Here is a 15,186-nt window from a genome sequence, read left to right on the forward strand (position 1 = left end):
GAAGTCCAGATTAATCATTTTCTGATGTTCCTGGGATGGGGTTGCCGTTGCAACCCGACTTCATTCCCGGGCTTCAGTCGTCGTCGTGGTCGTCGTCCTCGTCACCGTCCAGGTCGTCGTCGTCGAAGGCGTCGATGGAGCGGCGCAGGTTGTTCTCGATGGTGGAGCGGGCGGACGCGTCGCGCGGGTCCAGCCGCTGTCCATTGCCATCGACGAACCAGCCGGTCGGGTCGATGTTGAGCGTGATGTTGGGCTCCTGGCCCTCCTTCACCTCGAAGCGCGCCTCGCGCTCCTGCTCCAGGCGGACGCTGGAGACGAAGCTGAAGGGCTGCCCGTCGATGTGGCCATCGATGATGACCGAGGCGCCGAGCTCGGCGAGCTCCCGCAGGGGCGCGTCCTGGCCCGCCTGGGCGACGGTGACCTTGCCGATGTCGAACTCGATTTCATCGAAGATGCCGGGCGTCACCCGCAGGTTGCCCACGGGAACGATGCGGCCATTCAGGTCCTCCGCGGACAGGTCGATGAGGACGGGCCCCAGCCGCTGCTCGTCGTCATCGCGCGGGCGCAGCTGGTCATCGTCGTCGTCGTCCCGGTCATCGTCGCGATCATCGCCCTCGTACTCGAGCTCCAGCTCGCGCACGGACAGGCGCACCCGGTCCAGCGTGATGCCGGCGGCGGGCTCCTCTTGCTGAGCGCTCTTGCCGACGGCCTGGGCGCCACGCGCCGCGCCCACCCGGGTGCTCAGTCCGACCTTGACGCTGTCCTCATTGCCGCAAGCCGCGAGCAGCATGGCGGACACGCACAATCCGATGAATCGCATACCTTCCATCTCCTGGTATCGAGGGACCTGGCGAGCGGCGTCTCCGGCCTGCCGCCGCCCGAAAATCCCGGTCTGGAAATGAAGGAGCCTTGAGGCCCGAATCGGCCACATCACCTCGCCTGCATGAAGGGCGGCGTGGCCGAAACGGGGCCCGTGACTCCTTCCCATGAGACAGGTACTGACTGGGGAGACATGGTTTGTGCGCGTGCCTCGAGATGGGAGTGCCTCCGGTGGTCCGGAGCCCTCTTCGTGTGCTCCCAGGTGGACGCACGTGGGGATGCGTGGGGGATGGGCGGGGGAGAGCGGGCGTGACGGAGGAGGAGGTCGCCACCTGCATCCGGCGGGCAGCCGAGGGGGCTCAGGACGCGCACCGCGAGCTGTACCAGCGCTTCCATGGGGCCGTGCGCCGCGTGGCGCTGGGCTACTCGGCCCTGGGGCCCGCGGAGGTGGAGGACGTGGTCCAGGAGACCTTCGTCCGGGCCTTCCGCGAGCTGCCCCGGCTCCAGCACCCCCGCGCCTTCGGGAGCTGGTTGGTGACGATTGCCCGCCACCACGCGCAGTCGCTCAGCCGGGGCGCCCAGCTGCGTGGTCGCGCGGCGGAGGACCTGGCGCTGGAGCTGGAGTCGACCACGCCCGCGATTCCTCCGGCGCTGGAGCTGGAGCGGCGCGTGGCGGTGGTGCGCGAGTTGATTGAAGCGCTGCCCGAGGGCCCCGAGAAGGAGACGGTGCGCCTGTTCTATCTGGAGGGTGAGCTGAGCGCGCGGGAGATCGCCGAGCGCCTGGGGCTGGGCAAGAGCGCGGTGACGATGCGCCTGGAGCGCTTCCGCGCGCGGGTGAAGCGCCAGTTGCTGTCGCGGCTGTTGGCCGCGGGAGTGGGATGAGCCATGGGTGACGCGAGCAGGCACCTGGATGCGCACAGCTGGCGGGCGCTGCGGGACAAGTCCCCCGACGCGGTGGCGTACTTCGCCGACCACCTGTCGCGGCCCTGCGGCGAGTGCGAGGCGTTCCTCGAGAAGAACGACGACGCGTTCGGCCTGGAGGCGATGACGGACGAGGCGCTCGGGAGCCTGGCTCCTGTTCGCGAGGACGCGGTGGGCTGGGCCCGCTTGCGCAAGCGGCTCGGTCCGCCTCGGCGCCTGTGGCTCTCCGGCGCGGTGGCGGTGGCTGTCGCCGCCATGGTCACCTTCGCGTTCCATCCCGCGATGCTGACGGGCGGGCAGCCGGGCACCTCGGTGCGACTGAAGGGCGGCGCCGCGCTGTCGCTGGAGCTGACGGCGCTCGCCCGGATGCCGGATGGGAACCTGCGCCCGCTGACGGATGGAGCGCAGCTTCCTCCCGAGGCCGTGGTGCTGGTGCGCTATCGCGCGAGCGAGCTGGCGGACGCGCTGCTCGCGCTGGAGTCGCCCGACGGCTCCGTGCAGATGCTGGGCGCCTACGCGCTGGAGGCGGGGACGCATGACCTGCGCGAGGACGGTGAGCTGGCGGGCGTGTCCCTGGAGGGCGAGCAGGGCCCGAGGACCCTCGTGCTGGCCGCGTGGCCCCGGGGGGAGGGCTCCCGGGAGGCTCGTGACGCGGCGCTCGCGCGAGGACGGGTGCCGGAAGAGGCGACGCTGGCCCGGCTCGGGTTGCGGGTGACTCCGGAGGGCGCTCGCTGAGCGTGGGCCCTTGATTCGCTTCCGGCTCCAGTTCGTCTTCTGTCTCGTGCTCGTGGCGCTCTCGGCCTGCGGTGGCGCGCGGGACAAGGGGAAGGCGGTGAAGGTGCGCCTGGACCCGGCGCGCCTCGCCTCGGCGCACGAGGGGGAGCGCCACGCGCTGCTCATCGGCATCGACCAGTACGACGACGACTCCTGGAACGACCTGCGCTATCCGGGCAAGGACGCGGAGGACCTGGGGCGCGTGCTGGCGGACCCGAGGCGTGGAGGTTTCGCCTCGGTGACGGTGCTCAACCGTCCGGAGCAGACGACGCGCGCGGGAGTGCTGGATGCGCTGCGGACGCTCCAGGCGCGCGCGTGGAATCCGAGGGACGTGGTGGTCGTCTACGTCTCCGGCCACGGCACGCTCGCGCGCGACACGCGGGGCGAGCTCCAGCGCTACCTGGTGATGCGCGACACGCGCTTCCGGGACGTGCAGGGCACGGGGCTGGAGATGGTGGTGCTGGAGCAGGCGCTGGAGCGGCTGGGCTCGCTGCGCCGGGTGCTGGTGCTGGCCACGTGCCACAGCGGCACGGGCAAGTCGCTGCTGCCGGAGTCGGTGCGCTCGGAGCTGGAGCGCACCAAGGCCGCGTTCCTCCCTCGCCCGTTGGAGGAGGACAGCCGCGCGTCGCTCGTCCTCTCCGCCAGTGATTGGGGCGAGGCGGCGCGCGAGGACGACGCGCTCGGCAATGACATCTACACCCACTTCTTCGTCCAGGCGCTCGACGGGCGCGCGGACCGCAACCGCGACGGCGCGGTGAGCGCCACCGAGGCGCACGACTGGGCGCGCCGCCACACGTGGACGTATACGCAGGGGCGCCAGCGCCCGAGCGTGCGGATGACGGAAGTGGGCGCGGACCCGGTGTTGCTCTCCGGCTCCCTGTCCCAGCCCGGCCAGCCGGAGGTGTTCTCCTACAGTCCTCGCCTGGAGGGCTTCACGCTCAAGGTGGATGGCGTGGACGCGGGGGAGCTGCCCGGTGGTGTGGCGCTCCCGGAGGGAAACCGCCGGCTGGGGCTGCACAAGGGCGGCGCGGTGTTGTGGGAGGACACGGTGGTGCTGCGTCCCGGGGAGCGTCGGGCGCTGGACTCGATGCTGCGCGAGCAGGCGGAGGGGCCTCGGCGCACCGTCTCGCTCGACATGGGCGTGCTGGGCTTCCTGGATGCCCGCAGCCGGCGCGAGGTCCTCCCGCGCACGTTGATGGCGGGCGCGGGCCTGCGGTGGCATGGGCTGCTGCTCGAGGAGCGGTTGGATGTGGGCGTGGACCTGGCCGTGGGGCAGGGGCGTCAGGCGCTCCAGTTGGAGCTGGGTGGGGCGGTGCCGGTGCGACACCGGGCGGTGATGTTGGGGCTGACGGTGGGGCCGTCGTGGGAGTGGGGGCGGCTGGGCGTGTCCACGGGGCCTCGTGTGGCCGCTCTGTGGATGGAGCGCTCCTTCCAGTTGGACCTGTTGAAACAGGATGAGCGCTACTTCACGGTATGGCCTGGCTGGATGGCGGGAGTGTCATGGAAGCTGGGGGCGCGGTGGGTGCTGGAGGCCAAGGGGCAGCTGCTCTGGGCCTATGTGCCCGTGGACGGACGCACTCGCGCGGTGGGCTTCGGTGGCTTGTGGCTGAGCGGAGGGTATCGCTTCTGATGCGTGCGCCTGGACAGCCGTGGCTCCTGTCGATGCTCGTCCTCCTGGGGGCCTGCGGCGGCTTCAACAATGGTCAGCTGGGGGAGGGCACCGTGCGCGGGCGCATCCTCGGCGCCGATGCCGACGTGGCGTGGGTGAGCGTGTTCGGCGAGTCCGAGCTGATGACCGGTGTGTCCTCGGACGGCCGCTTCGAGCTGGAGGGCGTGCCCGCCAGGACGGTGGAGCTGTTCGTGCTGGCGTCGCGCACGCACGCGGCCCGGGTGCGGGTGGTGCCGCAGGGGGCTCGCATCATCGACGTGGGAGACATCGACGCGCCGCCGGGCGCCTTCATCACCGTGCGGCTGCGGGGGCCTGACGGCAACGTGCCCGAGGAGGGGGAGGTGGAGGTGGATGGCACGCCCTTCGATGACCTGCCGGTGGACCCGTCGACGGGCGAGCTGCGCGTGGGGCCCCTGCCCGAGGGGTGCTACGAGCTGGAGGTCGACGCGAAGGAGCACGCGAAGAAGGAGGAGCAGGTCTGCGTCCGCGAGGGCGAGGAGCGCCTGCACGACGTCGTCCTGGAGAAGGCCGACGACGATGACGAGGAGGACGACGACTAGCGGACTTCAGACGCCGGTGACGCCCCGGATGAAGGCGAGCATCTGGTCGCACGTCGCATGCAGGTCCATCCGCTCCTCGGCCATGCGGCGGGACTCGTGTCCCATGGTGCGCAAGGTGTCGGGGCTCGACACCAGGGAGTCGAGGGCCCGCGCGAGCGCCGGGTAGTCGCCCGCGGTGACGAGCCGCCCGTCCACGCCGTCCCGCACCAGCTCGCCCACGCCGCCCACGGGTGTGGCCACCACCGCGAGGCCCGCGGCCTTCGCCTCCGCGATGGCCCACGAGGACATGTCCGCCATCGTCGGCAGCACGAACAGGTCCGCCGCCTGCGCCAGTCCAATCAGCTCGGGCGAGTTGGGCCGGACGCCGGTGTGGACGCGGACGCCGGGCGGCGCCTCGAAGGTGTCGGATGTCACCAGGTCCAGCCGCCAGTTCCTCAGTCGCGTCTCCCGGGCCCAGCGCAGGAGCAGGTGGCCGCCCTTGCGGCCCAGGTCCCCTCCGACGAAGAGCAGCCGCACCACGCCGTCCCGTGCCTTGCGCTCGGGGGCCGGACGCCACAGCCGCGTGTCCACGCTCGGCCAGACCACGTGCACGCGGGCGCGCGGAACGCCGTACTCCTCCACCAGCGAGCGCTTGGTGAACTCCGAGAAGGACAACATGCCCTTCGCGATGGAGTAGGTGCGGCGGTGCAGCGCGTTCTTCGCCTTGCCCACCCAGCCGGCGTGCTGCGAGCGCAGGCCGTAGTACCGCAGATAGTCCTCCAGGCCGCTCGGCGTGGCGTCCGTGGAGACCACGCTGGGCACGCGCCCCATGAAGTCGTGCGCCAGGTGCGCCATGCGCTGCGTGTGGACCACGGCGGCCTGCACCGGGGCCTGCGCGAGCGCCTGATTCAACGCCGAGCGTGTCCTCAGTCCCCCGCGAAGCGACAGGCGCGAGCGCACCAGGGGCAGGCCCTCCCAGAGGTCGTCCGCGTGCTCGTCGATGGGCAGCCACACCGGCGTGATGTCGGTGCGCGCGGCCATGGCGCTCTTGAGGTTCTGCAGGAAGACGGCGTTGCCGAGCGTCGTCTCGATGGCGAAGGCAATGCGTGGAGGCGCCGACATCGCTTGCACGTCCGTCCGTCGCAGCTGGCGGCGACATGCCGCGCACGGCACCCACCTAACTTCACTCCGTGGGCCTTGTTAAGGCCCATGAGCCTCCACGGCGCGGTTCTCAACGTGCGAGAAGATGCATGGTGGATGTGCCGACATCGTCACACCAACCTGAACCGTCCTTCAGTTATCGCCAGGCGCACGGCGGCCACCGTGGCGGCGGCATCCTGCTCGCTCGTGTCGAGCACATGACCCTCCGGGAGGGAGGCGTCTCGGAAGCCGCGCCAGATGCCACGCAGCACGGCGGCGTCCGTCAGTGCGTCCGACGTGGTGCGCGCCCGGGCACGTGCCACCGTCCGGGCCTCGTCCGGCAGGAGGATGACCAGCCGCAGGTCGAGTGGGTGTGTGCGCGCGGCGGCCAGCCAGGGCGCGAAGAACCAGGGGCCGATGACCCCATCGACCACCACCTCGTACCCGCCCGCGGCATAGGCCGTGGCGCTCGCGACCAGCGCGTTCATCACCGTGGTGTTCTGGTCATGGGCCTCGGTGCGCCAGGGTTCGAGGTAGCCCTGGCGCACGTAGGCATAGAAGTCATCCGAGGGAAGGTGGACCGCCCGCTCCTCGGGTGACTGCTCCGCCAGCCTCCGTGCCACGGTGGACTTTCCGACGCCCGACGGGCCGGAGACGAGGATGACACGCGGTGCGCTCATGTTGCCCAGCGTACCCCGGGGCCCCGGGCGAGGTGCTCCGGCTCACAACAACGGCGCGATGGTCAGCGTGGCGGGGCCGTCCAGGCGCGTCAGGCCGGACGGCGAATTGCAGCCGTTCTCCAGGTCCTCGTTGAGGTAGGTGATGGTCTGGACCGCGCGGTTCCCCGCGAACTTGCCGGAGGTCACCGTGCCCGTCTGGACGAAGGCGAAGGTGGTGCTCTGCAGCGAGACCTTCACGGTGGTGAAGAGGACGGTGGAGGTCTCTCCGGTGTCCCACTGCAACGTGAGGGTGCTGCGGTAGGTGGAGAGGAAGTTGTCGCACGAGTTGCCGGGGAACAGGACCGGCCCCACGGACCAGGTCGCGGTGGTCACACGGGGGCCGAGCACGGTGGCGCACAGGCTGTAGGTCGTCTCTCCGGTGATGAGGACGTCCTGGGGCTCGTTCGTGAGCCCGGGGTTGAAGGTCACCGAGTTGGTCCCCGAGGGACAGCTCACCACCGCCGCTTGCGCGAAGGCTTGATGGGCGGGGAGCGCCGCCACCAGCAGTCCCAGCAGCCGCGCGAGCGCGCCCCATCGGTTCCAGGAAGATTCACGAGCAGGTCCGGACATGGCTCCTCCGACTTCCGCCGCCGACGTGGCGGCGATGGCGCGTACGGTGACCCGGATGCGGGGCGTCGCGGAACTGTACCCGGGTCCACGTCTGTCCTGGGATGCGGGCGCAATGTCTTGCGGGGAGTCCGTCGCCGCCCATGACGCAACCATGACTGACTCATGGAAAGGCAAACGCCCTGCCTCCGTCCGCGCCGCGTACCTTGCTTCGCGAGTGCTCGAGTCGTCGTTCCCCCAGTGGCTCCGTCGCGGGGCCAACGCGCGAGGAGGCGCGTTTCGAATCACCATGAACTTCACCCTCATTGGCTTGTGGGGCCACATGGGCCCCTTCGCGAAGCTCATCGTCATCGTGATGGGCGTGATGTCCGTGTTGTCATTGCTCATCCTCGTCGAGCGCGCGCTCGTCTTCCGGACCGCGCGCCGCAACTCGCGCAGGTTCGCCTCGGAGCTGGCCACGCTGCTCGCCAACGGGGACTTCGACACCGCCGCCCACGTCAAGCTGGGGCCCGACGTGGGCTACCTCGGCCGCACCATCCGCGCCGGCCTGACGGCCTATCGCACCGCCTCCGATGACGACCGCAACGAGGTCATGGAGTCCGTCGCCCGGAACCTGGAGCGGCAGGCGCAGCGCGAGGTGCAGGGCATGAAGCGCGGCCTGGGACAATTGGCGACGGTGGCCTCCACCGCGCCCTTCGTGGGGTTGCTCGGGACGACGATGGGCATCGTCACCGCGTTCCAGCAGATGGGCGAGGCGGGCGCGGGCGGCATCGGGAACATCTCCACCGGCATCTCCGAGGCGCTGGTGACGACGGCCTTCGGCCTGCTCGTCGCCATCCCCGCGGTCATGGGCTACAACTCCCTGCAGGGCTGGGTGGACGCGCGCGCCGTGGACCTCGCCGAGGCGAGCAACGAGTTCCTCGACGTCGTGGCCCGGGTCCTCAAGCGCTCCCGCGTCGCGGCGGGCTGAGCCGGGCGCCGCGCGCGGCCTTCCGAATCCTCCTGGAAAATACGGCCGGGAATATCCGGGCCCAGGCTCGTTCAGGTGCCGAGGCCGGGAAGCAGAAGCGCGACGCGCTCCTTCCCGTCTCCGGCGTGCCATTCGGGCACGCCCTCCTTCGAGGGGGACCTGGACCATGAAGATTCGGACTCAAAAGAAGCAGTGGCTGGCAGGCGCGCTCGCGGGCGCCCTGCTCGTGCCGGCGGTGGCGCTGGCGAACGAGACGCACGCCTACGGCATCGCCAACTTCGGCGGCTCCGGGCAGTGCTCGGGCTCGTCGCACTCCGTGCACACCCAGACGGCGTCGGCGTTCGCCAGCTACTTCACGTCGCTGCGCAACTCCGGCCTCTGGTCCGACGTGCGCACGCTCTCCAACATGAACGTGACGCGGGACCTGTGGACGGACCCGGCCAAGGGCGCGGTGGGCGAGTCCAACGACGCCGCCCTCAACGCGGGCGTGGACGACGCGGACGTCATCTTCATCCACACGCACGGCGGCCACGAGGTGTCCACGCCGCGCAGTTCGCTGGTCATGGGCAGCAACAGCCCCTCCTGCTCGGCGCTCACGGACAGCCACATGCGGCTGGGCAACGGCAAGCTGGACATCGCCGTCATCAAGGCCTGCCGGTCCGGCAACATCGAGGTCTGGGAGCGGGGTGGCTACCGCCAGCAACTGGTGACGGCGACCAGCGGCTTCAGCGTCTGGAATGCCTTCCACGGCGACTCGTCGTGCGGCGGCTTCGTGAAGGACTACCTCGAGGACTACCTGGAGGACTCCCGCAACGACGGCGTCGGTGAGAACTGGATTGATGAGGCCTACGACTGGGGCGTCATCTACGACGACTGCCCGGTCTCCATCGTCTTCGGAGACTCGAAGGCGAAGCGCAAGAGCATGTACGAGGCGGGTGGGTGGAGGGACCGCAAGAACACCGGCAGCAAGACGGGCTCCTCCTACTTCTACGTGAGCGGCTGCAACCCGGACAACGGTCGCAAGCTGCCCTGAGCCTTCCTCTCTCCACCCATCCATTCTTTTCGGACCTTGAAACCATGAAGACCCAACTCATCCGATTCCTGACCGCATTGCCTCTCACCGCGCTGCTCGGCTGCGACACCGCGGCGCCCCTGGCGGAGGAGGGCCAGGACACGGCGCCCGCGCAGGTGGCCCAGGCGGCGACCACCGTCAGCTTCGCCTTCGACTCCAGCGGCATCGCCGCGCTGCCCTCGGGCGCGCTTCCCACGCAGTTGCTGCCGGCCTCGGCCTTCAACGAGGCGATGGTCCAGCGCGGGCTCATCGGTACCTCCGAGTCCTTCACCGTCGCGGAGGAGCTGGGCACGCGCCGCGACCTGGAGTCGCCGTCCTGGCGGTTCGAGCGGGACATCTCGTCCGGCCGCGTGCTGGTGCTGAACAAGGTGGAGAGCGGCCCCGCGACGCCGCAGGAGCCCGGGGTGTTGCAGCGCAACTCCGTGGCGCGACTGCAGCGCTGGGGCATCCCTTCTGGGGAGATTGGCGAGATTCGCCAGGTGCAGTCCTTCCTTCAGAACGAGGAGGTGGGCGAGGTCTCGCCCGCGGAGCTGCACCGTCACAAGACGTTCGTGCTGCGCGCCATCAATGGCATCCGCGTGCAGGGGCACCGCGCGGTGGTGACGCACGGCGTGGACGGTGGCTTCCAGCGCGCGCTCATCCGCTGGCCGGCGCTGGCGCGTGAGGGGCACCTGCTGCGCACCCGCCTGAGCACGGCGGAGATCGAGCGCAAGGCGACCGAGGCGCTCGTGGCCGAGGGCCTGACGACGGGCCGCGTGCGGCTCAGCTGGAAGTACGTGCCGCGCCAGCTCACCGACGGCACCTGGGCGCTGACGCTGCAGGTCAACGCCTCGCTGCCCTCCGTCAACACGGACACCCACACCGAGGAGCCTCGGGTGATTGACGTGGATGTGAACGCGGTCCCGTAGTCGCGGTGTGTCACCTGCTCGCCCAGGCCTCTGGTGGACGGGGGAGGGTGGCAGGGTGGCGGCTTCGATTCCCGCCGCCTCCACTAGCAGCAACCCGCCGCTGTAAGCCGCGCCCCCTCCTGGCGAGGGGGCGCGGTTTGACTCCAGGGACCAAATCGGGTCAGTTGGGACCGAAATTGGACCAAATCGGAGTCGCAACGGCATGGGCAGTGGGAAGGTCTGGACTGGCAAGTGGAAGGGCGGGCGGACGTTCACGGCGAAGGACGGCCGCCCGGTGTACGTGCTGCGCAAGATGGTTGTGGGCAAGGCGTACACGGTTCACCTGGACGCGCGCAGCGAGACGGAAGCCGAGGCAGAGCTGGCCCTCTTCATGCGCGACCCGGAGGGCTACCGCACCCGGGGCGAGGCTCAGAAACTCAAGCAAGAGTCCGCCGTCTACATGGACGCGCCCACCGTGGGCCGCTACCTGGCGCACATGCGGCGCGCGGGCACCACCGAGCGCTACGTGGGCAATGTCGGCTTCTACCTCGCGGCATGGGCCGAAGCGCTCGCGGGGCGTGACCTGCGCGCCGTCACGCTCCAGGACTTGCTGCGCGAGTTGAACCGGCAACCCACCGCACGCAAGAACCGGATTACGGCCCTCAAGGCGTTCTGCGCGTGGCTGCGGGAGGAAGAGGGCGCGTTGACGGTGGCAGAGGACGCCACCATTTCCCTCAAGGTGCCCGCCAGCCGTCCCGAGAAGTCGGTACGCGACAAGGGTTACAGCATCGAAACCATCGAGCGCCTTTACAGCGCGATCTCCGGCTGGGAGTTCACCAACTTTCAGCAGGAGGCCACGCGGCGCACGACGGACGTGCAATGCGTGCGGGACGTGCTGTGCCTGCACGCCAAAACGGGCATGCACGGCACCGAGATTGAACGGCTCGCCCGGGGCGAGGGCAAGGTCACGGTGTTGAAGGAACCGGGGGAGATTGCCGCTACCCTGCGCTTCGTCCACAAGAGCGGGCGCGTTCACGTCCAGAGCATTGACCGGCAGACGCTCGCGGCCGTGCAACGGCTCCAGGCGCGCGGCGCGGCCCCGGTGGACAGCCACATTCGGCGCGTGGTGCGGCGGGCCTGCAAGTCCCTGGGCATGGAATTGGTCCGCTTCGGGGAGTTGCGGCACAGCTTCGTTACCTGGGCTTCCGAGTGCGGCCAGGAAGTGCGGCCCAAGTCCGGAGGGCTGCCGCTTGCCGCCATTGCCGCCGTGGTGGGGCACACTTCGCCCGCGACCACCAAGCGCTTCTACGAGAACGTGGCGGTGCCGCCCATGATCAAGGTGCCTATCCGGCTGGAGCACCCCGAAGACCCGGCGGTGCTGCCGCTCAAGAAGGTTGCCGCAGCATCCTGAGAATCGCGTCCCGTGTTTCCCGCCCGGTGGCAGTGCTCCGGGCGGGTTGCCGCTTGAGCTTGGGTGCTGGCTCGCGGCTGAAGCGCTCCTGAAGCGCTTCGATGCTCTCCAGCGTCACCATGGCCGTCTTGCCCACCTTCGGGGCGCGGCTGAGCGCACCCGCCTTGAGCAGTGCGAAGACCTGGGAGCGCCCGCAGCCGAGTAGCGCTTGCGCCGCGTCAACGGTGACGGCGCGTGCAGCTTGGACGGGGGCGGCCTGGGAGATGCGGGCGTGAATCGCGCCCACGGCTTCCCGCAGCCTCCGTAGCTCGTGGTGTATCTCCCGCAGCAATGCGGACTCGGCGCCGCCGTCCGCTGCGGGCTGCTGCTGCGTGGTGCTGGTGTCCTGCGTGGTTTCCTTCATGGCTGCTGACCTGCTGGTGCCGGGAGGCCGTGGAGGCTTCCTGGCGGTGTCCGCACTGAGGGGCCGCGATGCGTGGGCGGTGTCACCCGTCCCGAAGGTGTGCCCCCGGAATGAGGGCACCCCGCAGCGTCACTGCGTACCGGAAATTCTGCGGAACAACAAAAACAATTGTCAAACATTCCAGCAATGACTGGCCGCCCACCTTGACTGATATGGTTTCGCGCGAGACATGGGGTTTCGCCGTCTCTCGGAGGGAGTTTCGCGCGTGAGTTTCGCCATGGAGCGCGAAACGCCGCGGCGTATGTGATTGCATCGGTGGGTGCGCGAAACTGTGGTGGGGAATTGCGCCTCGACGGGCGGAACGTTTCGCGCGGAGGGGTGTCGCGGCGGCACAGTTTCGCGCGGGGCACCACGGCGGGCGGAACCCCAGGCGAAATGGCAGCGCGGGGCGCTGCGGGCGCGGAATCGCGCCACTGCTGGAAACGCGCCCTCATGGTGGGGCGCTGCGCGCCGGGCGCCACTCTGTGGCGCCGCGTTTCGCGCGGGACGCGGGGCGCGGAGTCTAGAAGCGCTGCCGGGGTTTCGCGCCGTCCCCGGCAGTGGCGGGCGAAGCGCCACGGCGAAACGCGCCCCTCGGGGCGCCGATTCGCGCTGCTGTACCCCGCTGGTGCTCCCGGCACCGGCATTTCGCCCCGCCCGCCGTACCCGAGGGCCGCGTTTCGCGCGGCGCTGGGGGTTTCGCGCGGGCGCTGGCGATTCGTCCGGATGGCCGCGCCCCAGTGCGCCACCAAGGGTGTTCCTGGCGCTGCCTCCCACCGAGGTTTCGCGCGTCGGTGCGGCTGGCGCTTGCTGGGTTGCCTGCCTCTCAGGGCTGCCGCCGTGACTCACTCCAAGCCCGAGGTGATGCTCGGCGTGGGCGGGCTCCAGGGAGCCCGGAGCCCGAGGCCGCACCGAGGGACGGCGACTTAGCTTCTGCGGCCCGTGCTCGTGGGGCCCTACGTGCCCGAGGTGGCACTCGGCACGGGCGCTGGTGGCCACCACGCACCGGGGCAGGCACCACAGCCCCGAGGTGGCGCTCGGCGCGAGCAAGCTCTACGGCCCCCGGGGTGGTGCTCGGCGCGGGCGATGGCGGCTGCCACGCACCGGGGCAGGCGCCACGGCCCGAAGTGGTGATCGGCGCGGGCAAGCTCTACGGCCAGAGGTGGTGCTCAGCGCGGGCGAAGCTCCAGGCCGCACGGAAGGACGGTGGGCGGATGGCTGCCAGGGCTCCGAGGTGGCGCTCGGCCTGGACGCCAAGAGGCCACCACGCAACGCAAGGGCTGTCCGACTGCCGTTGGTACATGCTGGCAGGCACTATCCGCCCCCGTTCCGAATCAGAACCGATTTACGCGGGAGGCGCGGCGCGAAAGGGGCGGCCCCGCGTTCGCGCCACACTGAGACGGGGACTTTCGCGCATGGGTTCCCAATTGGAGCCCTTTCGCGCCGCCACTGTACCGGGCGGGGGTGAAGCGTCTCTGTCTAGGCGGAAGCGTTCCGGCACTCCGCAGCCCCTGTCCGTGCTGACTTCCTCGCGGCGCGAAACTGCGCCGCTTCCGTGCTGCCGAGGAGTTTCGCTTCCTGGAGGCCAGGCGCCGCGCCTCAAAGAGCGGCATCGCCGGTTTCCGTCGCGCCCGGCCGGGCGAAACGTCGCAACCGAGCCTCGGGAAGGCCGGTGCTGCTTCGCACGGGTGAGTTTCGCGCCCTCTTGGGTTTCGCCCGTGTTTGGAGCGGCTCAAGCCAGGGCGCCGCCTGTCTCATCACTTCGGGGCCCCTGGCAACCATCCGCCACCGCCCTTTCGCGCGGCCGGATTTTCGCCCGTGCCGAGCGCCACCTCGGGACCGTGGCGCCTGCCCGGTACGTGGTGGCCATTCGCCACCGCACTTCCGCGCGGCCCGGAGTTTCGCCCGCGCCGAGCGCCACCTCGGGCCGTAGAGCTTGCCCGTGCCGAGCATCACCTCGGAGCCCTGGCAGCCATCCGCCCACCGTCCTTCCGCGCGGCCGGAGTTTCGCCCGCGCCGAGCACCACCTCGGGGCTGTGGTGCCTGCCTGGTGCGTGGTGGCCATCCGCCCACCGTCCTTCCGCGCGGCCTGGAGTTTCGCCCGCGCCGAGCACCACCTCGGGGCCGTGGTGCCTGCCCGGTGCGTGGTGGCCGCCAGCGCTGCGCCGTATCTGTTCGCCGTGCCCCCTCGTGACCACTCGCTCAATGAGGCTGTAGAGGCTAGGGTCCAGGCAGGCGAACATAACGTGCGGAGCGTTTCTCGTCTGCGCTGGGGGCCAAGAATGTCAGGAGCGCAAGGAATGACAGTGAGGCTGAGCGTAGGGCTCTGCGTTTTGTTCGGGCTGCTGAGCGGGTGTGCTACGGGGGGAGAAGCGGCCTTGTCTCCCAACATTCCTCAACGGGCTAACGCACCTCAAACGGCCTGTGAGGGGGGCGAGGCTAAGGCTTGCAACAGCCTCGGCTTGCGCTACGCCCAAGGCCTCGGAGTGCCCCAGGACGAGCGGCGGGCCGCCATGCTCTTTGAGCAGGCCTGCACGGGTGGAGAGGCCGGGGGGTGCTTCGGCCTCGGCATGCACTACGCCCAGGGCCTCGGAGTGCCCCAGGACGAGCGCCGGGCCGCCACGCTCTTTGAGCAGGCCTGCACGGGTGGAGAGGCCCTGGGGTGCTACCACCTCGGCATGCGCTACACCCAGGGCCTCGGAGTGCCCAAGGACGAGCGCCGGGCCGCCACGCTGTATGAGCAGGCCTGCACGGGTGGAGAGGCCGGGGGGTGCACCAACCTAGGCGTGCTCTACGCCCGGGGCCTCGGAGTGCCCAAGGACGAGCGCCGGGCCGCCACGTTGTATGAGCAGGCCTGCACGGGTGGAGAGGCCAGGGGGTGCTTCAACCTCGGCGTGCGCTACGCCGAGGGCCTCGGAGTGCCCAAGAACGAGCGCCGAGCCGCCATGCTGTATGAGCAGGCCTGCACGGGTGGAGAGGCCAGGGGGTGCAACCACCTCGGCTTTGCCTACGCCAAGGGCCTCGGAGTGCCCAAGGACGAGCGGCGGGCCGCCATGCTGTATGAGCAGGCCGCCTGCACGGGTGGAGATTCCCTGGGGTGCTACAACCTCGGCTCGCGCTACACCCAGGGTCTCGGAGTGTCCAAGGACGAGCGCCGGGCCGCCACGCTCTTTGAGCAGGCCTGCACGGGTGGACATGCCGGGGGGTGCTTCAACCTCGGCTTTTCCTACGCCAAGGGCCTCGGAGTGCCCCAGGA

At 70.1% G+C, this 15,186-nt stretch carries 14 protein-coding genes and 1 pseudogene; 10 read left to right on the forward strand and 5 right to left on the reverse strand.

Annotated elements, in window-relative coordinates:
- Positions 1-73 precede the first annotated feature (73 nt).
- On the reverse strand, positions 74-820 hold the full coding sequence (locus K8640_RS12340; protein ID WP_223747230.1) for a hypothetical protein: 747 nt from the start codon (positions 818-820) through the stop codon (positions 74-76).
- Between the two features lie 308 nt (positions 821-1,128).
- Here K8640_RS12340 and K8640_RS12345 point away from each other — a divergent pair, with 308 nt between their 5' ends.
- Genes K8640_RS12345 through K8640_RS12360 form a run of 4 tightly spaced genes read left to right on the forward strand, consistent with a single transcriptional unit; the run spans position 1,129 to position 4,743 of the window.
- Positions 1,129-1,701, forward strand: coding sequence for an RNA polymerase sigma factor (locus tag K8640_RS12345; protein ID WP_141333301.1), 573 nt, complete (start codon positions 1,129-1,131; stop codon positions 1,699-1,701).
- Positions 1,702-1,704: 3 nt separating this feature from the next.
- On the forward strand, positions 1,705-2,475 hold the full coding sequence (locus K8640_RS12350; RefSeq protein ID WP_223747231.1) for a hypothetical protein: 771 nt from the start codon (positions 1,705-1,707) through the stop codon (positions 2,473-2,475).
- 10 nt (positions 2,476-2,485) lie between these two features.
- The gene (locus K8640_RS12355) at positions 2,486-4,144 is read left to right on the forward strand and encodes a caspase family protein (protein WP_223747232.1); all 1,659 of its coding nucleotides are present in this window, start codon (positions 2,486-2,488) and stop codon (positions 4,142-4,144) included.
- Positions 4,144-4,743 carry a carboxypeptidase regulatory-like domain-containing protein gene (locus tag K8640_RS12360; protein ID WP_223747233.1) on the forward strand — a complete coding sequence of 200 codons (600 nt, stop codon included), beginning with the start codon at positions 4,144-4,146 and terminating at the stop codon, positions 4,741-4,743. Before K8640_RS12355 ends, K8640_RS12360 begins: the two co-directional genes overlap by 1 nt.
- A 6-nt stretch (positions 4,744-4,749) precedes the next feature.
- Here K8640_RS12360 and K8640_RS12365 read toward each other — a convergent pair whose 3' ends face one another.
- The 3 genes from K8640_RS12365 to K8640_RS12375 form a co-directional block, all read right to left on the reverse strand.
- Positions 4,750-5,844, reverse strand: a complete 1,095-nt coding sequence (locus K8640_RS12365) for a glycosyltransferase family 4 protein (RefSeq protein WP_223747234.1) — start codon at positions 5,842-5,844, stop codon at positions 4,750-4,752.
- A 149-nt stretch (positions 5,845-5,993) separates the two neighbouring features.
- Positions 5,994-6,542, reverse strand: a complete 549-nt coding sequence (locus K8640_RS12370; RefSeq protein ID WP_223747235.1) for an AAA family ATPase — start codon at positions 6,540-6,542, stop codon at positions 5,994-5,996.
- 42 nt (positions 6,543-6,584) lie between these two features.
- On the reverse strand, positions 6,585-7,151 hold the full coding sequence (locus tag K8640_RS12375) for a hypothetical protein (RefSeq protein ID WP_223747236.1): 567 nt from the start codon (positions 7,149-7,151) through the stop codon (positions 6,585-6,587).
- Between the two features lie 286 nt (positions 7,152-7,437).
- On the opposite strand from K8640_RS12375, the gene K8640_RS12380 reads away from it, so the two are divergent.
- The 4 genes from K8640_RS12380 (at position 7,438) to K8640_RS12395 (ending at position 11,488) form a co-directional block, all read left to right on the forward strand.
- Entirely contained in the window at positions 7,438-8,118 is a 681-nt protein-coding gene (locus K8640_RS12380; RefSeq protein ID WP_223747237.1) for a MotA/TolQ/ExbB proton channel family protein, read from the forward strand.
- A gap of 166 nt (positions 8,119-8,284) precedes the next feature.
- Positions 8,285-9,151: a DUF6345 domain-containing protein gene (locus tag K8640_RS12385; protein ID WP_223747238.1), complete on the forward strand. Its 867-nt coding sequence runs from the start codon at positions 8,285-8,287 to the stop codon at positions 9,149-9,151.
- A gap of 44 nt (positions 9,152-9,195) precedes the next feature.
- On the forward strand, positions 9,196-10,098 hold the full coding sequence (locus K8640_RS12390; RefSeq protein ID WP_223747239.1) for a hypothetical protein: 903 nt from the start codon (positions 9,196-9,198) through the stop codon (positions 10,096-10,098).
- Positions 10,099-10,300: 202 nt separating this feature from the next.
- Positions 10,301-11,488, forward strand: a complete 1,188-nt coding sequence (locus K8640_RS12395; RefSeq protein ID WP_223747240.1) for a site-specific integrase — start codon at positions 10,301-10,303, stop codon at positions 11,486-11,488.
- Here K8640_RS12395 and K8640_RS12400 read toward each other — a convergent pair.
- Complete coding sequence (locus K8640_RS12400) at positions 11,463-11,891, reverse strand: hypothetical protein (RefSeq protein ID WP_223747241.1); 429 nt, start codon at positions 11,889-11,891, stop codon at positions 11,463-11,465. The genes K8640_RS12395 and K8640_RS12400 overlap by 26 nt on opposite strands.
- 2,339 nt (positions 11,892-14,230) lie before the next feature.
- Here K8640_RS12400 and K8640_RS43090 point away from each other — a divergent pair.
- Positions 14,231-14,425, forward strand: a pseudogene (locus tag K8640_RS43090) (hypothetical protein); the annotation flags it as partial.
- 18 nt (positions 14,426-14,443) lie between these two features.
- Positions 14,444-15,186: SEL1-like repeat protein (locus K8640_RS12405; RefSeq protein ID WP_255652943.1), on the forward strand; the 743-nt coding region annotated here is incomplete at its 3' end.

Source organism: Myxococcus sp. XM-1-1-1 (genome assembly GCF_020037095.1).
In the GTDB taxonomy this organism is placed as follows: Bacteria; Myxococcota; Myxococcia; order Myxococcales; family Myxococcaceae; genus Myxococcus; species Myxococcus fulvus.